Source organism: Marinobacter iranensis (genome assembly GCF_029207565.1).
In the GTDB taxonomy this organism is placed as follows: domain Bacteria; phylum Pseudomonadota; class Gammaproteobacteria; order Pseudomonadales; family Oleiphilaceae; genus Marinobacter; species Marinobacter iranensis.
In genome coordinates this window covers 1-16,641 of the sequence record NZ_JANCMW010000015.1, presented here as the reverse complement: position 1 = coordinate 16,641, position 16,641 = coordinate 1, and the positions used below count along the sequence as shown (strand labels likewise).

The window sequence follows — 16,641 nt, the reverse complement described above, 5'->3', positions numbered from 1 at the left end:
GTAAACTGACCGAACCGGTTCGCGGGAGAAATGAATGGTTAGGCTCACCAAGATATACACGAAAACCGGAGACAAGGGCGACACCGGCCTGGGTGATGGCAGCCGGGTTGCCAAGTACGATCTGCGCGTGGAGGCCTATGGCACTGTAGACGAAGCCAATGCCGTGATCGGGCTTGCGAGGCTCCATGTGGACGAGGAACTGGATGGGATACTGGCGCGCATCCAGAACGATCTGTTCGACGTTGGTGCGGATCTTTGTACGCCGTTCGAGGAGAGCCCGAAATACCCACCACTCAGGCTGGCGGATTCGAAAACCCTTGAGCTTGAACAGGAAATTGACCGGTTCAATGCGGATATCCCATCGTTGCGGTCGTTTATTCTTCCGGCGGGCAATCCTGCCGCAACCCATCTCCATCATGCCCGCACAGTAACGCGCCGGGCTGAGCGGATCATCGTTCAGTTGAAGCAGGACCAGGACATCAGCCAGTCGGTGCTGGAGTACATGAATCGTTTGTCTGACCTGTTGTTCGTGCTTGCCAGGCACGCCAATGGCAAGGGAAAAGATGATGTTCTGTGGGTGCCCGGCGAATGATGTCGTCCCGCCGCGAAGCAGGTGCTGAGGGTAGATGATGTTACCTCCGGAGCACGGCGGCCGGCTGCGCGCCGCCGCCAGGAAATGGGATATCCCGCTGGAGCAGTGGCTGGATCTTTCCACTGGCATCAACCCGCTGGGTTGGCCCGTGCCGGTGATTCCCGAGGAGGTTTGGCGTCGCCTGCCGGAGCCTGATGATGGCCTGGAACAACGCATCAGGCAGTGGCTTGGTGCGCCGGATGCTTCCGCCTGTATGCCTATTGCCGGCAGCCAGGCAGCGATTATGGCCCTGCCACGGTTGAGGTCACCGTGCCGGGTGGGGGTGCCTTCGCCCGGTTACGAGGAGCATGGGCATTGTTGGGTCGCTGGGGGCCATTGGGTGACAGGCATTACCGGTGAGCAACTCGTCAGTAATGATGAGACCTGGCTGGACGAACTGGATGTGTTGGTGTTGATCAACCCGAACAACCCGACCGGCCAGCTCATCGACCCACATCGGTTATTGGGCTGGCATGATCGGCTGCAACGCCGGGGCGGCTGGCTGATCGTGGATGAGGCGTTCATCGATGCCTCGCCGGAATTCAGCGTTGGCTTCGCGACCGACCGGCCAGGGCTTGCGGCGATGAGGTCCCTGGGCAAGTTTTTTGGCCTCGCGGGTCTGCGGGCAGGTGCGGTTGCGGGTGATCCCGATATTGTGGGCCGGCTCGGACAGGTCCTGGGGCCCTGGTCTGTCAGTGGCCCAGCGCGATTTGTGATGAGCCGGGTACTGGCGGACCATCCATGGCGCGCCGCGACCGCCGAGCGATTAAACAGCGAAAGCCGACGACTGTCGGAATGCCTGTCGCGCCATGGTCTTGATGGTTCCACCGGTACAGCGCTGTTTCGATACGTTCGCGATAGCCGGGCCGCGGATATCGCAACGGCGTTGGCACGCCAGGGGATCCTTGTCCGGGAGTTCGAGGATCCCGCGGCCCTGAGGTTTGGGTTGCCCGGCTCCGAGCCGGAATGGGCCCGGTTTGAGCGGGCACTGTATTTAAGTCGTCTTTATTGATTTAGCACATAGGGGCTGCTAGTTTGGCCCCCGATTAAATGAACACCGTATTCAGGTAACGCTTTTTTCGCGGTATCCCCGCAGGAAAGCTTAAAACGGGAAGTCGGTTAAAGTCCGACGCTGCCCCCGCAACGGTAAGTGAGCTAAAGGCAATCGTAAAAACCACTGTGCGTCATGCATGGGAAGGTGATTGCCCCGGACCAGCCCAACAGGCTGCCCCACTCGCAAGCCCGGAGACCGGCCTGAATACACACCGGAAGTTGCGGAGGGCGACGGCGGTGGGAGAGTTGTGTCGGTCTCACACCCGTACCCTGACTCGTATCCTGCCTCCCCCAGTCTCACTCTCAAGCTCCGCAACATAACAATCACCATGCGGGTGCGCATGGTTTGCCAGCGAGTGTTGATATGGGTTATTCGAAGTCCGTGCCGGTCCTGTTGTCCGGTCTCCCCCTTGTTTTCCTGCCAGTTTCCGATGCGTTAGCCGCCGAAGAGACTACTGTCTCGGCGCTGGATCCCATTGTTGTTACGGCCACGCTTGGTCCGAAGACGCGGGGCGAAAGCGATTCGTCAGTAACAGTGATTGATGAACAGGCTATCGAACGTTTGCAGCCCCAGACATTCGAGGAGCTGCTGGTGGGCCAGCCGGGCCTTGATATCACCAGTAACGGCTCTTTCGGAAAGAATACCAGTGTGTATACCCGGGGCACCGGTAGCGAATCCACGGTGTTCCTAGTGGATGGCATCCGCTTGCGCTCGGCCACCAGCGGTAGTGCAGCCTGGCAGTATTTCCCACCGCAAATGGTGGAGAGGGTAGAAATTGTCCGTGGCTCCCGCAGTAACCTTTACGGTGCCGATGCCGTGGGTGGTGTCATCCAGGCTTTCACCCACAGCGCTGAAACCGGCCACGAAGGCTGGGTCCAGGCGGGAGGCGGCAATTTCAACACTCAGGAGTATGTGGCGGGTGCAGCCGGTACTGAAGGTCGGATGAAATACAGCCTGAGTGCAAGCCACCTGGAAACGGACGGCACCGCCATCGTGGAGGGCGGTGAAGACAAAGGTTTCCGTAATACATCAGCCCTGGCGTCCGTTGCTCACCAGTTTGACTCGGGCGGGGAAGCCGGGGTTGTACTCATGCGTGCCCAGGGCAACACCGAATTTGAGGGTGGTGACACCGATTTTGCCATCCAGACTCTAGGTTTCCGTCTGGACGCACCCATAAGCAATTACTGGCGCAGCCGCATTCTGCTGGCGGAATCCCTTGACGAGCAGGACACTCGCGATTCCTTCGGCAATAGCACCTTCGACACCAAGACTCGTAGCGCTCGCTGGGAGAATCAGATCAGTGCGGGGCGCCATGAGTACATCGTGGGCGGTGAACTCCTGGTGGACGAAGTGGAGAGCACCACTGATTTCGACGAAACCAGCCGCACCAACGCTGCCGTTTTTGGTCAGGCCCTACTGAACTTCGGTCCTACAGACTTTCAATTGAGCTTGCGGGCGGACGACAACGAGGCATTTGGTCGCGAAGAAACAGGGGCGGTGGCTATGGGCGTCGATCTGGACCGGAACCATCGCGCCAGGGTGAGCTACAGCACGTCTTTCCGCGCGCCGACCTTCAACGATCTTTATTTCCCCAACTTTGGCAATGCAGACCTGCAGCCGGAAACCGCAGGTAGCGTGGAACTTGGTATTGGCGGCCAGTACACCCATTGGTTCTGGGATGCTGTTATTTATCAGACCGACGCAGATGACCTGATCGTGTTCACCACAATAGACGGACGGGCGGCCCCGTTTAATGTCAACGAGGCGCGTATCCGGGGTGCCGAGCTGAGTGCTGGCCTGGAACTGGACGAATGGACCGTAAAGGCTGCCGCGTCAGTAACCGACCCCCGTGACCGGGAGACTGACAATCGCATTCGTCGTCGCAGCGCCAAACAGTTCCGGGTTGATGTCGACCGGGCCTTTGGCCGCGTTTCTGTGGGCACCACGGTTAAAGGCCAGGGCTATCGCTACGACGATGCTGAAAATGAGGACCGCATCGCTGGCTTTACCACTTGGGATTTGCGGGCGAAATGGCGTATCGACAATCATTGGACCACCAATGTGACGTTGGACAATGTGTTAGACAAGGAATACGCCACGGCATTGCGCTCGGGTGGAGATGCCTACATAGCCGCGGGCCGCACCACAATGCTGACTATACGTTACGACATCTGACCGGCCACGGAGAGGTAAAGACATGAACCACACACGTCCAGGTCGAGATAGGAACCGCCCGGTGTTTGCTTTTTTTTTGGGTCTGGTAATGCTGTTCTCGCCCCCGGTGTTTGGTGCCACGGTATTCGGCGTGATCTCGGAACGATCGGCTGCAGAGATGGCCGCAGGCGCGGAGCACTTCCTGGCCGCCCACCCGGAGCACCGGGTTATCCTGCGAACCCCGGAGCAGTTGGCAAAACTGGACAACAAGGCCCTTGATGATCTTGTGGGGCAGGCCGACGCACTGCTGATGGCAGCGGTTTTCGGCGAACAGGTTGGGCGGATCGAGCGGGCCGTGCGCGAACAGGCTTCCGTGCGTGACTTTCCGATACTGGCCGTGAACGGCGACAGGGCCCTGACCGTACTGTCGCGGCTGGAAGGACGCGCCGTTCTGGAAAGGCTCGATGCCACGGCCCTCAATAACCTCATGAAAGCTCCGGATCCCGGAGAGGATCTGAAAGCCCATCTGGAGGGATTGAAAGGTCGGTTTCCCGATCAGGAACCCTGGCTTGAGGGCAGGGCTCTCTACCAGGGCCGCACCCCGCAACACCTGGATGGGGTATTGCGCTGGTTGCTGGCGCAGGCAGGCGAGGATATGAACGTGCCGGATCTGCCGCCCCGGGCGCTGATTCGCTATTACCGCGATGGTGAGGCCATGGATGATCCGGCGGACTTGAACCTGCGCTCTGGCCCGGTCGTAACGCTCCTGGACCTGGACAGCGGCGACCGCCCGGGCGATCGGGCGTTGCTGGACGCAACCTGCGCGGCCCTGGAATCCCGCGGCATCCAGTGCTTTGCCATTTTGTCCCGGTGGGGCGGTGCCAGCCTGGAGGCGATTCGTTCCCTGGATGAAACGGTTGGCCCGGCGAGCCTTTCCGGCATTGTCAGTCTGCAGGACTTTACTATCGGCGGTGGCGAGGGCCGGCGCCAGGTTACCGAAGCGCTCACCCGGCTGGATGTGCCGGTCATCAAAGGCCTGCGACTGGCGTCCCGAACAGCCAATCAATGGCAATTGTCGGTCGACGGCATCCCTTCGGATAAAGTGCATTACAAGCTGGCGATGCCGGAACTTCAGGGCGTCAGCCAGCCCATGGTACTGGCGACGGCGGAACCGAAGGTGATTGATGAGCGCACCGGTGTGGCCCTGACCCTGACCCAGCCGGTGCCGGAACGGGTGGAGGCGGTTGCTGACCGACTCAAGCGCTGGCATGCACTGCAGGCCAGGGACAACGCCGACAAGCGCGTCGCCATCATCTACTACAACCACCCTCCGGGCCGGCAGAACATCGGCGCGGATAACCTGGATGTGCCAGCCTCCCTCTACGAAATGCTGACCTGGCTCAAGGCCGAAGGTTATGACACCGGCCCGCTGCCGGACAGCCCCAAGGCTCTCACCGACCTGCTACAGCAACGGGGCGTAAGCCTGCCGGATGACCCCCGCGCTTTGCGTGATATGGCGGGTGAGGTTGCCTCCATGTCCAGTGACACCTACCAAAGCTACTTCGAAACCTTGCCGGCGGTTGTCCGGCAGGAAATGGTTCATGGGCCGTTGGGGTATCTGCACGAGCGTCTTGAGCAGGCCCATGCAATGGGCGAGAAAGATCTGGCAACGGGGTTGCTGAGCCGCGGCATCCGTGACCTGCGGCACCTGATCGAACACCTCCAGCATCCCAATCGCAGGGCCGCGCTGGTTCGGCTGGATGAGTATGAGGCGCTCTGGCAAAGGCGTCTTGATGAAGGTGGTCACAAGGACGAACTGAAAGATAGCCGGGTTGCCCTGGCCGACACGAGGATCCCCGGACTCAAGGGGTGGGGCGCAGCACCCGGGCAGTCGATGGTGGTGGACGACCGGTTGATTTTCCCCGGCCTTCGTTTCGGCAACATCTATATCGGCCCACAACCACCCCGGGGCTGGGAAGTGGACGAGGAACTGCTGCACGCCAACCTGACCTTCCCGCCTACCCACCAATACGTGGGGTTCTACCATTGGCTGCGGGATCACTATCAGGCGGATGCGCTGGTCTATGTGGGACGCCACTCCACCAGGGAATTCCTGCCACGCCGTCGGGCCGGATTGACGGGGGATGACTACCCGGACCTGCTGGGGGGTGACCTGCCGTTGATCTATCCCTACATCGTGGACGGTGTGGGCGAGGGCATCCAGGCCAAGCGGCGGGCCCTGGGAGTAATGATCAGCCATCTGACGCCGCCTCTGGCGGCCACGGAGCTCTACGATGAACTGCTGGAACTCCGGCAGCTCGTGGAAACCTGGGAGTCCGCCAACGAACCGGACAGCCCTACCCGGGAGCGGGCCCTGGAGATGCTGCGGGAGAAAATCCAGGTGTTGGATATTTCCGACGACCTGGAGCAGGAAATCGCCGGTGAGATGGGGCTGTCCGTGGAAGAGGTCTCCCTGGATGAATTGTCACCGGATCTTCTGGTTCACGAGGCTGGTCACTACGTGACTGATATGCAGGAGCATTTCATGCCCCTGGGGCTACACGTGTTTGGCCGGGACTGGAGTGCCGAGATGGTGGATACCATGCTGGACTCCATGGCCGGCAAGGCCGGTACTCCCGAGCCAGTCTGGCGTAAACATCTCGAAGCCTCTCCAGCGTCTGAACGCGATAGTTTTCTCGCGGCGCTGGATGGCCGTTTCGTGGCGCCAGGGCAGGGTAACGACCCATTGCGCACGCCGGCTGCATTGCCAACGGGGCGCAATTTCCACGCCCTGTCCGATGACCTGATTCCAACCAGGGTTGCCTGGTCGCTGGCCACCGAACTGGTGGAAGAGGCCAGGGCCGAAAAAGACAGCACACCGGAGCAGAGCGACGCGTTGGTGCTCTGGGCCTCGGACACGGTGCGGGACGAAGGCGTGATGATTGCCTTCGGCATGAAGCTGCTGGGGATTCGCCCGGTATGGAACAGCCGGGGTATCGTGAAGGGCCTGGAGCGCCTGCCCGCCGGGCCGGGGACCGATACACCGGTGCGGCGTAATGTGGTGTTCACCACCTCCGGGCTGTTCCGGGATCTTTATGAAAGCCAGCTTGAATGGCTGGATATGGCCTCCCGCTATGCCCTGGCTGGTGCTGCGGAATCCATCAGGGTGGAGCACCCGGAACTGGAGCAGGCGCTGGAGCAGGCGTTGTCGGTACTGCCCGCCAATATGCGTGAACCCGGCAATGAATCCCTGGCAACCAATGGGGTTGCTGTACGCTGGGTTGCGGACACCCGGGTGTTGCTGGCTGCGGGTGCTTCTGCGCGGGATGCCGGTGCCCAGGCCGCTTATCGGGTCTTTGGTACTGCGCCGGGGGCCTATGGCGCCGGCGTTAACCGCCTGGCTACCCGCACCGGCGCCTGGGAGGATCGGGCCCAACTGGGCGATGCCTACCGCCGCCGCATGGGGCATGTCTATGGCAAGGGTTCCCGGGGAGACCCGGCTCATCAGGCGTTTGACCGCCAGTTGAACACCGTGAATCACACGTACCTTGGGCGGGCCAGCCATCTCTACGGTCTGCTGGATAACGATGACGGTTTTGATTTCCAGGGTGGCTTGTCCAATGCCGTGGAACATCTGCGCGGCGAGCCCCCGCAGAACCGGGTGTTGCAGTACGCGGATCCGAAAAACCCGCGGGTGGACTCCCTCCAGCGTGCGCTGCAGGTGGAGCTGCGCGCCCGCAACCTCAATCCACAGTGGCTGGCACCGTTGATGGAGCATGGCTACGCCGGGGCACGTACCATGGGAAGCGACTTCCTCGATAACCTGTGGGGCTGGCAGATCACCAGTCCCCAGGTGCTTCGTTCCAGTGTCTGGGATGAGGTCAACGAAGTCTACTTCCAGGACCGCCACGGGCTGGGCCTGGATGACTTCCTGGCAGAAGGCCACAATGTTCACGTCAAGACGCATATGCAGGCGATTGCACTGTTGGCAGCCAAGCGCGGATTCTGGCAGGCGGACGTGTTCACCCGGAAGGCGCTGGCGCGTGACTTCGCGGGGAATATCATTGACCATGGCCTGCCCGGCAGCGGGCACACTCGCCCGGATCACCCCTTGATGGACTGGGTTGCGGATCAACTGGATCCACGTCAAAGGGAGGCCTTCGAATCCGCCCGAAAGGGTGGCGCTGCGGATTATCCCTCCATGCGTGCGGCCAATGACAATTGCCAGAACCAGAAGAGCCAGAAGGTGTCATGTTGAATTCGTTCAGGTATCTCATCGCCCTGGGTGTGTCCCTGCTTGCCATTGGGCAGGCTGCCGTAGTGGTTGCCGAAGTATGCGCAACCGATGATACCGGCAGGGAGGTCTGCCTTGAGCAGCCGGCCACCCGTATTGCGGCCTTGTCTCCGGGGGCTACCGAGTTGGTCTGGGCGGCAGGTGCCGGTGACAAGGTGGTGGCTGTGGTCTCCTTCAGCGACTATCCGGATCAAGCAAAGGAAGTTCCCTCGGTAGGTAGCCATACCCGCATGGATCTGGAGCGCTTGATGGAACTGCAGCCGGACCTGGTGATCGGTTGGGTGACCGGCAATCCCCCGGAGCAGATTGAGGCGTTGAGGGATCTGGGCCTGCCCGTATTCTCAATCGAGCCCCGCAGCTTTGAGGATGTATCACATACGATTGAACGGCTGTCGCTCCTGGCCGGTACCGATGAAGAAGGTTTTGCCGAAGCGGATCGGTTCCGCCAGGGCATTGCCGCTCTGGAACGCCAGTATCGTGATGCCGAGCCGGTATCGGTGTTCTATCAGGTCTGGGACGAACCCTTGATGACGGTGAATGACGAACATCTGATCGGCAAGGTTATTTCCCTCTGTGGCGGGGTGAATGTGTTTGGCGACCTTGAACGCCTGGTACCCAGGATCAGCGCCGAAGCGGTGATCGGCGCCAATCCCGAAGCCATCCTGGCGGGTGGCATGGGGGAAGAAAACCGGCACTGGCTGGCCCGGTGGGAGGCATTTCCCAGTATTGATGCCACCGCCAGGGAAAACCTGTACTTCATTCCGCCTTCACTGGTCCAGCGCCCGACACCGCGCATGCTGGAAGGCTCACAACTGTTCTGCGAGAAACTGGACGATGCCCGTGCCAAACGCTAGTGCGAGGTCAGCCACGTGAGCAGACCACTGACCATGCCGTTGTTGATTCTGGCTCTGGCCAGCCTGGCTGCCATGGTGTTGTCCGTGGGCATCGGCAGTGTCAGCGTGACACCAGGGGAGGTCGCGGCGGTCATCCTCGGTGAGGGTAGCCACCTGCAGCAAACCCTGGTGTTGGAACTGCGACTACCCCGCACGCTGTCGGCCTTCGCAACGGGTGGCCTCTTGGCGGTGGCTGGAGCGCTGATGCAGGTGCTTCTCCGCAATCCGCTGGCAGATCCCTATGTACTTGGTCTTTCAGGCGGCGCCGCGGTGGGCGCGCTGTTGGCGATGCTGGCGGGCCTGGGTGGCTTGATCGTTTCCGGTTCGGCCTTTGCCGGTGCCATGTTGGCGACATTAATGGTATTCGGGCTCGCCCATGGTACCGGCAGCTGGACGCCATCACGTTTGCTGCTGACCGGCGTGGTTGTCGCAGCGGGTTGGGGCGCGGTGATCACTCTGATGCTGGCCATCAGCCCCGCCCAGCGTCTGCCGGGCATGCTGTACTGGCTGATGGGTGACGTGTCCTACGCCCGTTCACCCTGGCCGGCGTTGGTGCTTCTTTTTCTGGTGTGCCTTCTGGTGGTGCCGTTGGGCCGCAGCCTTAACGTACTGGCCCGCGGCCCCATGCAGGCCGCGGCTCTTGGAGTTTCAGTGCGGCCCCTGGAATGGATGATCTATATCCTTGCCAGCCTGCTGACGGCCACTGCAGTGACCATGGCCGGCAGCATCGGGTTTGTTGGTCTGGTGGTGCCCCACATGCTGAGGCTGGTGCTGGGTAACGACCAGCGGCTGATCCTGCCTGCCTGTGCCCTGGCCGGCGGCACACTGCTGGTACTGGCGGATACCCTGGCGCGGGTGGTCATTGCGCCAGAGCAGTTGCCGGTAGGGGTGATTACCGCTCTGCTGGGTGTGCCAACCTTCCTTTACCTGCTGTACCGGAGCCGCTAATGAACCCGTTACAGGCGCAAGAACTGGTGATCGATATTCCCGGGCGGGACGACGGGGAGGCGCTGAACTTCTCGGTACAACCCGGGCAGATATGGGGCGTTCTGGGGCCGAATGGCGCTGGCAAGACAACCTTGCTCCATACCCTTGCCGGCCTGCTGGAGCCACGTCAGGGTGCTGTTTTCCTTGGCGAGAATTCGCTGAACGAGTTAAAACGCCGGCAAATTTCCCGGCAACTGGGACTGGTGTTTCAGGACCGCCAGGATGGATTTCCCGCCACAGTCCTGGAAACCGCGCTGATCGGCCGCCACCCCTGGCTGTCACCCTGGCAGATGGAAACGGGGGCTGACGAACGCATCGCCCGCCGCGCTCTCGAACAGTTGGATGTAGCTCATCTGAGCGATCGCCTGGTGAATACCCTCTCCGGTGGCGAGCGCCAGCGCGTCGCCATTGCGACAGTCCTGACACAGGCACCTGATACCTGGCTATTGGACGAGCCCACCAATCATCTGGATTTGCATCATCAGGTATCGGTACTGCAGTTACTGACCGAACAAGCCCGTGCTGGGCGTTCCGTTTTTATGTGCTTGCACGATCTGAATCTGGCTGCCCGCTGGTGTGACCACTTGTTATTACTCTTCCCAAACGGCGAAGCATGCTGGGGCCCCGCCAAGCGAATGCTCGTGCCAGCAGCACTCGAACGACTTTACGACCAGGAATTGCTGACAGTGGAGGTAGATGGTGCGCCACTATTTGTGCCTGTTAAGCATTGAACTTGGGAGCATCGACCGCGGGCGGGTAACGCCGTCCGGGACACGCTGTGAATACGTCCCTGTACGCTCGACAAAAACATCCATGTTTTTGACGGTCCCGGACGGCGTTACCCGCCCCCGGTCGCCCGGATTCCGAGATAGGCTAACTTTGGATCTACATACGATATGAAAGCAACCGTAGCAGCTGCAATGATTACCGCTCCCGGCTCCGGCCAGGGGAAATCCATGGTGACCGCTGCCCTGGCGAGATTACATCGGAATGCTGGTCGCAAGGTTCGGGTGTTCAAACATGGACCGGATTATCTGGACCCTATGGTGCTGGAAGTCGCCTCTGGCCAACCGGTGTACCAGTTGCATCCGTGGATGACCGGAGAAGCGGAATGCCGCTGGCGGTTAACAGAAGCGGCCCAAGACGCCGATTTGGTCCTGGTGGAAGGCTCCATGGGCTTGTTTGATGGCGACCCCTCCAGTGCAGACCTGGCCAAGCTAATGGGTATTCCCGCTCTGCCGGTAATCGACGCCCGTGGTATGGCCCAGACATTTGGTGCGGTGGCCCTGGGGTTGGCTAGCTTCGATCCGGAGCTGCCGGTTCGCCAGGTGATCGCGAACCGCATTGGTAGTCCCCGCCACGGTGCCATGCTGCGGGAAAGTTTACCGGAGGGTATAGAACTGCTGGGGGCGATCCCCCGCAACGAGGCCATGAACATTCCGGACCGCCACCTGGGCCTGGTGCAGGCCGGGGAGATGAATGATCTGGACCAGCGCCTGGATGCCGCCGCCGATGTCCTGGCCGAGGCGGGTCTGGATGGTCTGCCGCTTCCTGTGACGCTGGAAGCTGATGCCCCGGAGCCCCCGCCACCGTTACTGACGGGTGTGCGCATCGCCATTGCCCGGGACGCGGCTTTCAGCTTTATCTACCGCGCCAACCTGGACCTGCTGCGGGCCATGGGCGCGAAGCTGGAGTTTTTTTCGCCGCTGGCGGATTCGACATTACCCGAAGTCGATGCGATCTGGCTGCCGGGCGGTTATCCGGAACTGCACGGCGTTACCCTGGCTGGCAACCAGCCGATGCTGGATGCCATTCGCACCCATTACGCCGCTGGCAAGCCGATGCTGGCGGAATGCGGTGGTTTGATGGCCTGCGTGGACGAACTGATGGATCATGATGGCCAGATCCATAAATTACTGGGGCTGATGCCTGGGCGTGCCAGCATGGCCGGCCGCCTGCAGGCGCTGGGTCTGCAGCGCCTGAGCACCGAGCAGGGGCAGCTGCGGGGCCACACCTATCACCACTCCCGCCTGGAGACCGACTGGCAACCCCTGGCTCGAACCCGAAAGCTGGCGGGTACGGAAGCTGAGCCAGTCTTCTGCCAAAACGGCCTGGTGGCCAGTTATTTCCACGGTTATTTCCCTTCGGCCCCTGAGTTGGTGGCTGGAATTTTTCGCGGGCAGGCCATTCGCCCGCTCATCGATAAGGAGCCTGACCATGCGTGAACGCGCCAAAGACCCCGAACGCCATGCACGCCGCATGGATGCCAAACAGAAAATCATGCAGGAGCGCATTGCCCGCGCCCAGAAAGAGCAGGGTGTGTTGTTGGTGTTGACCGGCCCCGGAAAGGGCAAGAGCAGCTCCGGCTTCGGAATGGTCGCCCGGGCTCTGGGCCATGGCATGAAAGTGGGCATTGTCCAGTTCATCAAGGGTGCGTTCAGCACCGGTGAGGAAGCCTTCTTCCGGGACCTGCCCAATGTGGACTACCACGTGATGGGTCAGGGCTATACCTGGGACACCAAGAACCGGGAGCAGGATGTGGAAGCCGCCAACGCCGCCTGGGATGTGGCGGCCGCCATGTTGAAAGACAACAGCTACGGCCTGATCCTGCTGGACGAACTCAACATCGCCCTGAAGTACGACTACATTGACCTGGACCGGGTGCTGGATGACCTGCAGGGCCGGCCGGAAATGCAGCACGTGGTCATCACCGGCCGTTCTGCGCCAGCGGAGCTGGTTGATCTGGCAGATACAGTGACGGAAATGGGTGTGGTGAAACACGCCTTCAAGGATCAGGGCATCAAGGCCCAGAAAGGCGTAGAGCTTTAACGGACAGGACCCCATGACCACATTGATGATTCAGGGTACAACCTCTGACGCCGGCAAGACTACGGTGGTGGCTGCCCTGTGCCGGTGGCTGGCGCGGCAGAGTGTTTCCGTGGCGCCGTTCAAGCCCCAGAACATGGCCCTGAATAGCGCAGTCACTGTGGATGGCGGTGAAATTGGTCGCTCCACGGCGCTTCAGGCTTTGGCCTGCGGACTGGAGCCCCATAGCGACATGAACCCGGTGCTGCTAAAGCCCCAGAGCGACTGCGGCGCCCAGGTGATCCTGCGGGGCAAGGTCCATGGCAACATGGACGCGTTGGATTACCATGCCTACAAAGCCCAGGCGATGGCCTCGGTGATGGACGCCTGGCGTGCACTGAGCGCCCGTTATGACGTGATCATCGCCGAAGGCGCCGGCAGCCCGGCCGAGATCAATCTGCGCACTAATGATATAGCCAACATGGGTTTCGCCGAAGCGGCAGATTGTCCGGTGCTGCTTGTCGGCGATATCGATAAGGGGGGCGTCTTTGCGCAACTGGTAGGCACTCTGGAACTGGTCTCCGACAGCGAGCGGGCTCGTACCAAAGGCTTTATCATCAACCGCTTCCGGGGCGATATCGCCCTGCTGGAACCGGGGCTGGACTGGCTGGCCGAACGCACCGGCAAACCGGTGGCGGGTGTGCTGCCGTACCTGCACGGGTTGGTGATCGATGCCGAAGACAGCGTGGGCATCAGCGGTAGCAGTGAAGCCGGCGCGCTGAATGTGATCGTCCCGGTACTGCCCCGCATCAGTAACCACAACGACTTTGATCCCCTGCGCCTGCACCCTGGAGTCAACCTTCGGTTCATCGGCCCGGACCAGCCCATTCCCCCGGCCGACCTGATCGTTTTGCCCGGCAGTAAAAGTACCCGTCATGACCTGCAATGGCTGAGCTCCCAGGGTTGGCCCGAGGCAATCCGCAAACACCTGCGTTATGGCGGCAAGGTATTTGGCATCTGCGGAGGTTTCCAGATGTTGGGCCGGGAAGTACTGGACCCTGACGGCCTGGAAGGCGAGGTGGGCAGTACCGAAGGGCTGGGTCTGCTGGATATGGCCACACGTATGGTTGCTGGCAAGCAATTGCAGGACGTGGCCGGTGTGCTCAGGCTTGGGGCGGGTAAAACCCGGTTTACGGGTTATGAAATGCATAATGGCGTTACCACTGGTCCCGCCCTGGAGCGCCCGCTGGCAATGCTGGATGGGAGCCCTGATGGCGCGATCAGCGATGATGGCCAGGTGATGGGCACCTATGTACACGGCATTTTCGACGAGGCCGAAGCTGCCAGCGAAATACTGCAGTGGGCGGGTCTGCGATCACAGGGCCAGGCCGTGGACTATCAGAAACACCGTTTGCAGCAGTTGGATCGGCTGGCGGACCATGTGGAGGATTGTCTGGACACTGATTTCCTGAAGAAGCAGCTGGGCCTGACCTGAAGGCATTGGGGACAAAGAATGACCGACAATAAAACACACAGGACTGACCACAATCGTCCCTTCAGTGGCGAGGAAACCAAAGGGCTTTATCGCGCTATCCATGAGCGGCGGGATGTGCGTTCACAGTTCCTTTCCGACCCGATTCCTCCGGACGTTCTTACCCGGCTGCTCAGCGCAGCGCATCATGCGCCTTCCGTCGGCTTCATGCAGCCCTGGGATTTTATCGTGATTGACAGCATTGGAGTGCGCCAGACGGTCCTCTCGATTTTTGAGGAAGAGAACCGCAAAGCGGCAGAAAACTACCAGGGAGACCGCAATACACGCTATAAAAGCCTGAAACTTCAGGGCATCCTCGAAAGCCCCGTGAATCTCTGCATAACCTGCGACCGCAGCCGCGGCGGCACACACGTTCTGGGGCGCAATTCGATTGTGGAGACGGATCTGTTCAGCACCTGCCTGGCGGTACAGAACTTCTGGCTGGCAGCGCGAGCGGAGGGGATTGGTGTGGGTTGGGTAAGCATCCTGGATCAGGATAAACTCGCCCGTACGCTAAACCTGCCAGAGCATGTGTACCCATTGGCGTACCTGTGTCTTGGCTATGTGAGCGAATTTCTTGACCAGCCCGAGCTGGAGAAAAAAGGCTGGCGCTCGCGGTTGCCATTGTCCGAGCTGGTCCACGGGAACACGTGGGGCGAGCCGCTGACGGAGCAGGCATTAGAAGCGCAGATCAGGAAAGGTTAAAGTAACGGCCAGGAAGTTGGATGAGGTTGCAGGATGAAAGTCGCTGATAAGGTACGCTCGCCCTGTGTGAGCATTTGTGCGCTGGATGACAATGACATTTGCGTTGGCTGTTATCGTAGTGGTGATGAAATTACGCGGTGGTCTCAGATGAGCAACGAAGAACGTCGGGAGGTACTGCGAAACGTTGCCGAGCGTGAAAGCAGGGTTTTGATCTAGGGTGTCTCGGCGTAAATCAGGCGCTCATCGATCCCACACAGGGCAGAGAACATCATGACTGACACAGTTCGAATTGGTACTCCACTTAAAGAAAACGCGTTCAGGGTTCTCTTTTGTGGCTCCGGAGAGCTAGGCAAGGAAGTCGTCATTGAACTCCAGCGCTTCGGCGTTGAGGTGATCGCGGTTGATCGGTACGCCAATGCGCCGGCCATGCAGGTTGCCCATCGCAGCCACGTTGTCGATATGCTGGATGGGCAAGCCCTTCGCCGCATTATCGAGATGGAAAAGCCGAATCTGATCGTGCCGGAGATAGAGGCCATTGCCACGCCGGAACTGGTCAAGCTCGAGCAGGAAGGCTATCACGTCATTCCCACGGCAAGGGCCGTGAATCTGACCATGAACCGGGAAGGCATCCGTCGCCTGGCGGCTGAGGAGCTTGGGCTCGCCACATCGCCGTACCGGTTTGCAGAATCAAAAGAGGAATATCTCGCGGCGGTCGAGGCCATCGGGTTGCCTCTTGTGGTGAAGCCGGTGATGAGCTCATCCGGTAAAGGGCAGAGCACGGTCAAGTCCCGCGATGATGTTGAAGCTGCCTGGGAATACGCCCAGACGGGTGGTCGGGCCGGTAAGGGCAGGGTGATTGTTGAAGGGTTCGTGGACTTCGATTACGAAATCACCTTGCTGACCGTGAAACATCGCGATGGTATTTCCTTTTGCGACCCGATCGGACACCGGCAGGAAGACGGGGATTACCGTGAGTCCTGGCAACCCCAGCCAATGAGTGAAAAAGCGCTGGCCCGTTCGCGGGAAATTGCCGAGGCGGTTGCCGACAATCTTGGTGGCTATGGGGTTTACGGGGTAGAGTTGTTTGTCCAGGGTGACAAGGTGTGGTTTTCCGAAGTGTCGCCGCGCCCCCATGACACCGGGCTGGTAACCCTCGTTTCCCAGGATCTGTCGGAATTTGCATTACACGCCCGGGCAATTCTGGGGCTGCCAATACCGGCGATACGCCAACTGGGCCCATCGGCCTCCGCAGTGATATTACCTGAAGGAGAGTCTGATGCCGTTTCCTACTCAGGGCTTGAAAAAGCCCTGGCCGAGCCTGATATATTTCTTAGGTTGTTCGGGAAACCGGAACTGAAAGGCCGCCGTCGGATGGGCGTGGCCCTTGCGACCGGAAGTACAATTATCGAGGCGAGGGAAAAGGCAACCCGCGCAGCAGCGGCGGTAAAAACCGAGCTTTAGACGGTAATTCGTCGGTTTCCCGAAAAAGTTATAACGAATCGTTGACACCTCAAGTGAGCTCTGTAGAATACGCATCTCTCTCGAGGGGCACGCCGGTAAGGCGGGCCGGAAATCGAAAGACAACCG

At 60.4% G+C, this 16,641-nt stretch carries 13 protein-coding genes and 1 riboswitch; all 13 genes read left to right on the top strand.

Features of this window, described 5'->3' with window-relative positions:
• Positions 1 to 34: 34 nt before the first annotated feature.
• The 13 genes from NLU14_RS18925 (at position 35) to purT (ending at position 16,515) form a co-directional block, all read left to right on the top strand.
• Entirely contained in the window at positions 35 to 592 is a 558-nt protein-coding gene (locus tag NLU14_RS18925) for a cob(I)yrinic acid a,c-diamide adenosyltransferase (protein ID WP_275709507.1), read from the top strand.
• 34 nt (positions 593 to 626) lie between these two features.
• The gene (cobD, locus tag NLU14_RS18920) at positions 627 to 1,643 is read left to right on the top strand and encodes a threonine-phosphate decarboxylase CobD (protein ID WP_420845078.1); all 1,017 of its coding nucleotides are present in this window, start codon (positions 627 to 629) and stop codon (positions 1,641 to 1,643) included.
• A gap of 47 nt (positions 1,644 to 1,690) precedes the next feature.
• A riboswitch (cobalamin riboswitch) is annotated at positions 1,691 to 1,893 on the top strand.
• Positions 1,894 to 2,048: 155 nt separating this feature from the next.
• Complete coding sequence (locus tag NLU14_RS18915) at positions 2,049 to 3,860, top strand: TonB-dependent receptor plug domain-containing protein (RefSeq protein ID WP_275709504.1); 1,812 nt, start codon at positions 2,049 to 2,051, stop codon at positions 3,858 to 3,860.
• A gap of 61 nt (positions 3,861 to 3,921) precedes the next feature.
• Entirely contained in the window at positions 3,922 to 8,097 is a 4,176-nt protein-coding gene (locus tag NLU14_RS18910; RefSeq protein ID WP_275709502.1) for a cobaltochelatase subunit CobN, read from the top strand.
• Positions 8,091 to 8,987, top strand: coding sequence for a cobalamin-binding protein (locus NLU14_RS18905; RefSeq protein WP_275709500.1), 897 nt, complete (start codon positions 8,091 to 8,093; stop codon positions 8,985 to 8,987). The genes NLU14_RS18910 and NLU14_RS18905 overlap by 7 nt, the downstream gene beginning before the upstream one ends.
• A gap of 33 nt (positions 8,988 to 9,020) precedes the next feature.
• A complete protein-coding gene (locus NLU14_RS18900) occupies positions 9,021 to 9,974 on the top strand; it encodes a FecCD family ABC transporter permease (RefSeq protein WP_338040809.1) in 954 nt (317 codons plus the stop codon).
• The gene (locus NLU14_RS18895; protein ID WP_275709496.1) at positions 9,974 to 10,744 is read left to right on the top strand and encodes an ABC transporter ATP-binding protein; all 771 of its coding nucleotides are present in this window, start codon (positions 9,974 to 9,976) and stop codon (positions 10,742 to 10,744) included. Before NLU14_RS18900 ends, NLU14_RS18895 begins: the two co-directional genes overlap by 1 nt.
• Positions 10,745 to 10,909: 165 nt before the next feature.
• Positions 10,910 to 12,238 (top strand): cobyrinic acid a,c-diamide synthase CobB, encoded by a 1,329-nt coding sequence (locus NLU14_RS18890; protein WP_275709494.1) that lies wholly within the window; start codon positions 10,910 to 10,912, stop codon positions 12,236 to 12,238.
• The gene (gene cobO / locus NLU14_RS18885; RefSeq protein WP_275709492.1) at positions 12,231 to 12,842 is read left to right on the top strand and encodes a cob(I)yrinic acid a,c-diamide adenosyltransferase; all 612 of its coding nucleotides are present in this window, start codon (positions 12,231 to 12,233) and stop codon (positions 12,840 to 12,842) included. Before NLU14_RS18890 ends, cobO begins: the two co-directional genes overlap by 8 nt.
• Positions 12,843 to 12,855: 13 nt before the next feature.
• A complete protein-coding gene (locus tag NLU14_RS18880; RefSeq protein WP_275709490.1) occupies positions 12,856 to 14,313 on the top strand; it encodes a cobyric acid synthase in 1,458 nt (485 codons plus the stop codon).
• Between the two features lie 18 nt (positions 14,314 to 14,331).
• Entirely contained in the window at positions 14,332 to 15,054 is a 723-nt protein-coding gene (gene bluB, locus NLU14_RS18875) for a 5,6-dimethylbenzimidazole synthase (protein WP_275709488.1), read from the top strand.
• A gap of 33 nt (positions 15,055 to 15,087) precedes the next feature.
• On the top strand, positions 15,088 to 15,270 hold the full coding sequence (locus NLU14_RS18870; protein WP_275709486.1) for a DUF1289 domain-containing protein: 183 nt from the start codon (positions 15,088 to 15,090) through the stop codon (positions 15,268 to 15,270).
• A 54-nt stretch (positions 15,271 to 15,324) separates the two neighbouring features.
• Complete coding sequence (gene purT, locus NLU14_RS18865; RefSeq protein ID WP_275709484.1) at positions 15,325 to 16,515, top strand: formate-dependent phosphoribosylglycinamide formyltransferase; 1,191 nt, start codon at positions 15,325 to 15,327, stop codon at positions 16,513 to 16,515.
• Positions 16,516 to 16,641 lie beyond the last annotated feature (126 nt).

What these genes read in the sequence shown, in the direction of transcription:
- NLU14_RS18895 (WP_275709496.1), top strand. Translation starts at nt 9,974, where the DNA reads ATGAACCCGTTACAGGCGCAAGAACTGGTGATCGATATTCCCGGGCGG.
- cobD (WP_420845078.1), top strand. Translation starts at nt 627, where the DNA reads ATGATGTTACCTCCGGAGCACGGCGGCCGGCTGCGCGCCGCCGCCAGG.
- NLU14_RS18905 (WP_275709500.1), top strand. Translation starts at nt 8,091, where the DNA reads ATGTTGAATTCGTTCAGGTATCTCATCGCCCTGGGTGTGTCCCTGCTT.
- NLU14_RS18880 (WP_275709490.1), top strand. Translation starts at nt 12,856, where the DNA reads ATGACCACATTGATGATTCAGGGTACAACCTCTGACGCCGGCAAGACT.
- NLU14_RS18890 (WP_275709494.1), top strand. Translation starts at nt 10,910, where the DNA reads ATGAAAGCAACCGTAGCAGCTGCAATGATTACCGCTCCCGGCTCCGGC.
- cobO (WP_275709492.1), top strand. Translation starts at nt 12,231, where the DNA reads ATGCGTGAACGCGCCAAAGACCCCGAACGCCATGCACGCCGCATGGAT.
- NLU14_RS18870 (WP_275709486.1), top strand. Translation starts at nt 15,088, where the DNA reads ATGAAAGTCGCTGATAAGGTACGCTCGCCCTGTGTGAGCATTTGTGCG.
- NLU14_RS18915 (WP_275709504.1), top strand. Translation starts at nt 2,049, where the DNA reads ATGGGTTATTCGAAGTCCGTGCCGGTCCTGTTGTCCGGTCTCCCCCTT.
- NLU14_RS18900 (WP_338040809.1), top strand. Translation starts at nt 9,021, where the DNA reads ATGCCGTTGTTGATTCTGGCTCTGGCCAGCCTGGCTGCCATGGTGTTG.
- NLU14_RS18925 (WP_275709507.1), top strand. Translation starts at nt 35, where the DNA reads ATGGTTAGGCTCACCAAGATATACACGAAAACCGGAGACAAGGGCGAC.
- bluB (WP_275709488.1), top strand. Translation starts at nt 14,332, where the DNA reads ATGACCGACAATAAAACACACAGGACTGACCACAATCGTCCCTTCAGT.
- purT (WP_275709484.1), top strand. Translation starts at nt 15,325, where the DNA reads ATGACTGACACAGTTCGAATTGGTACTCCACTTAAAGAAAACGCGTTC.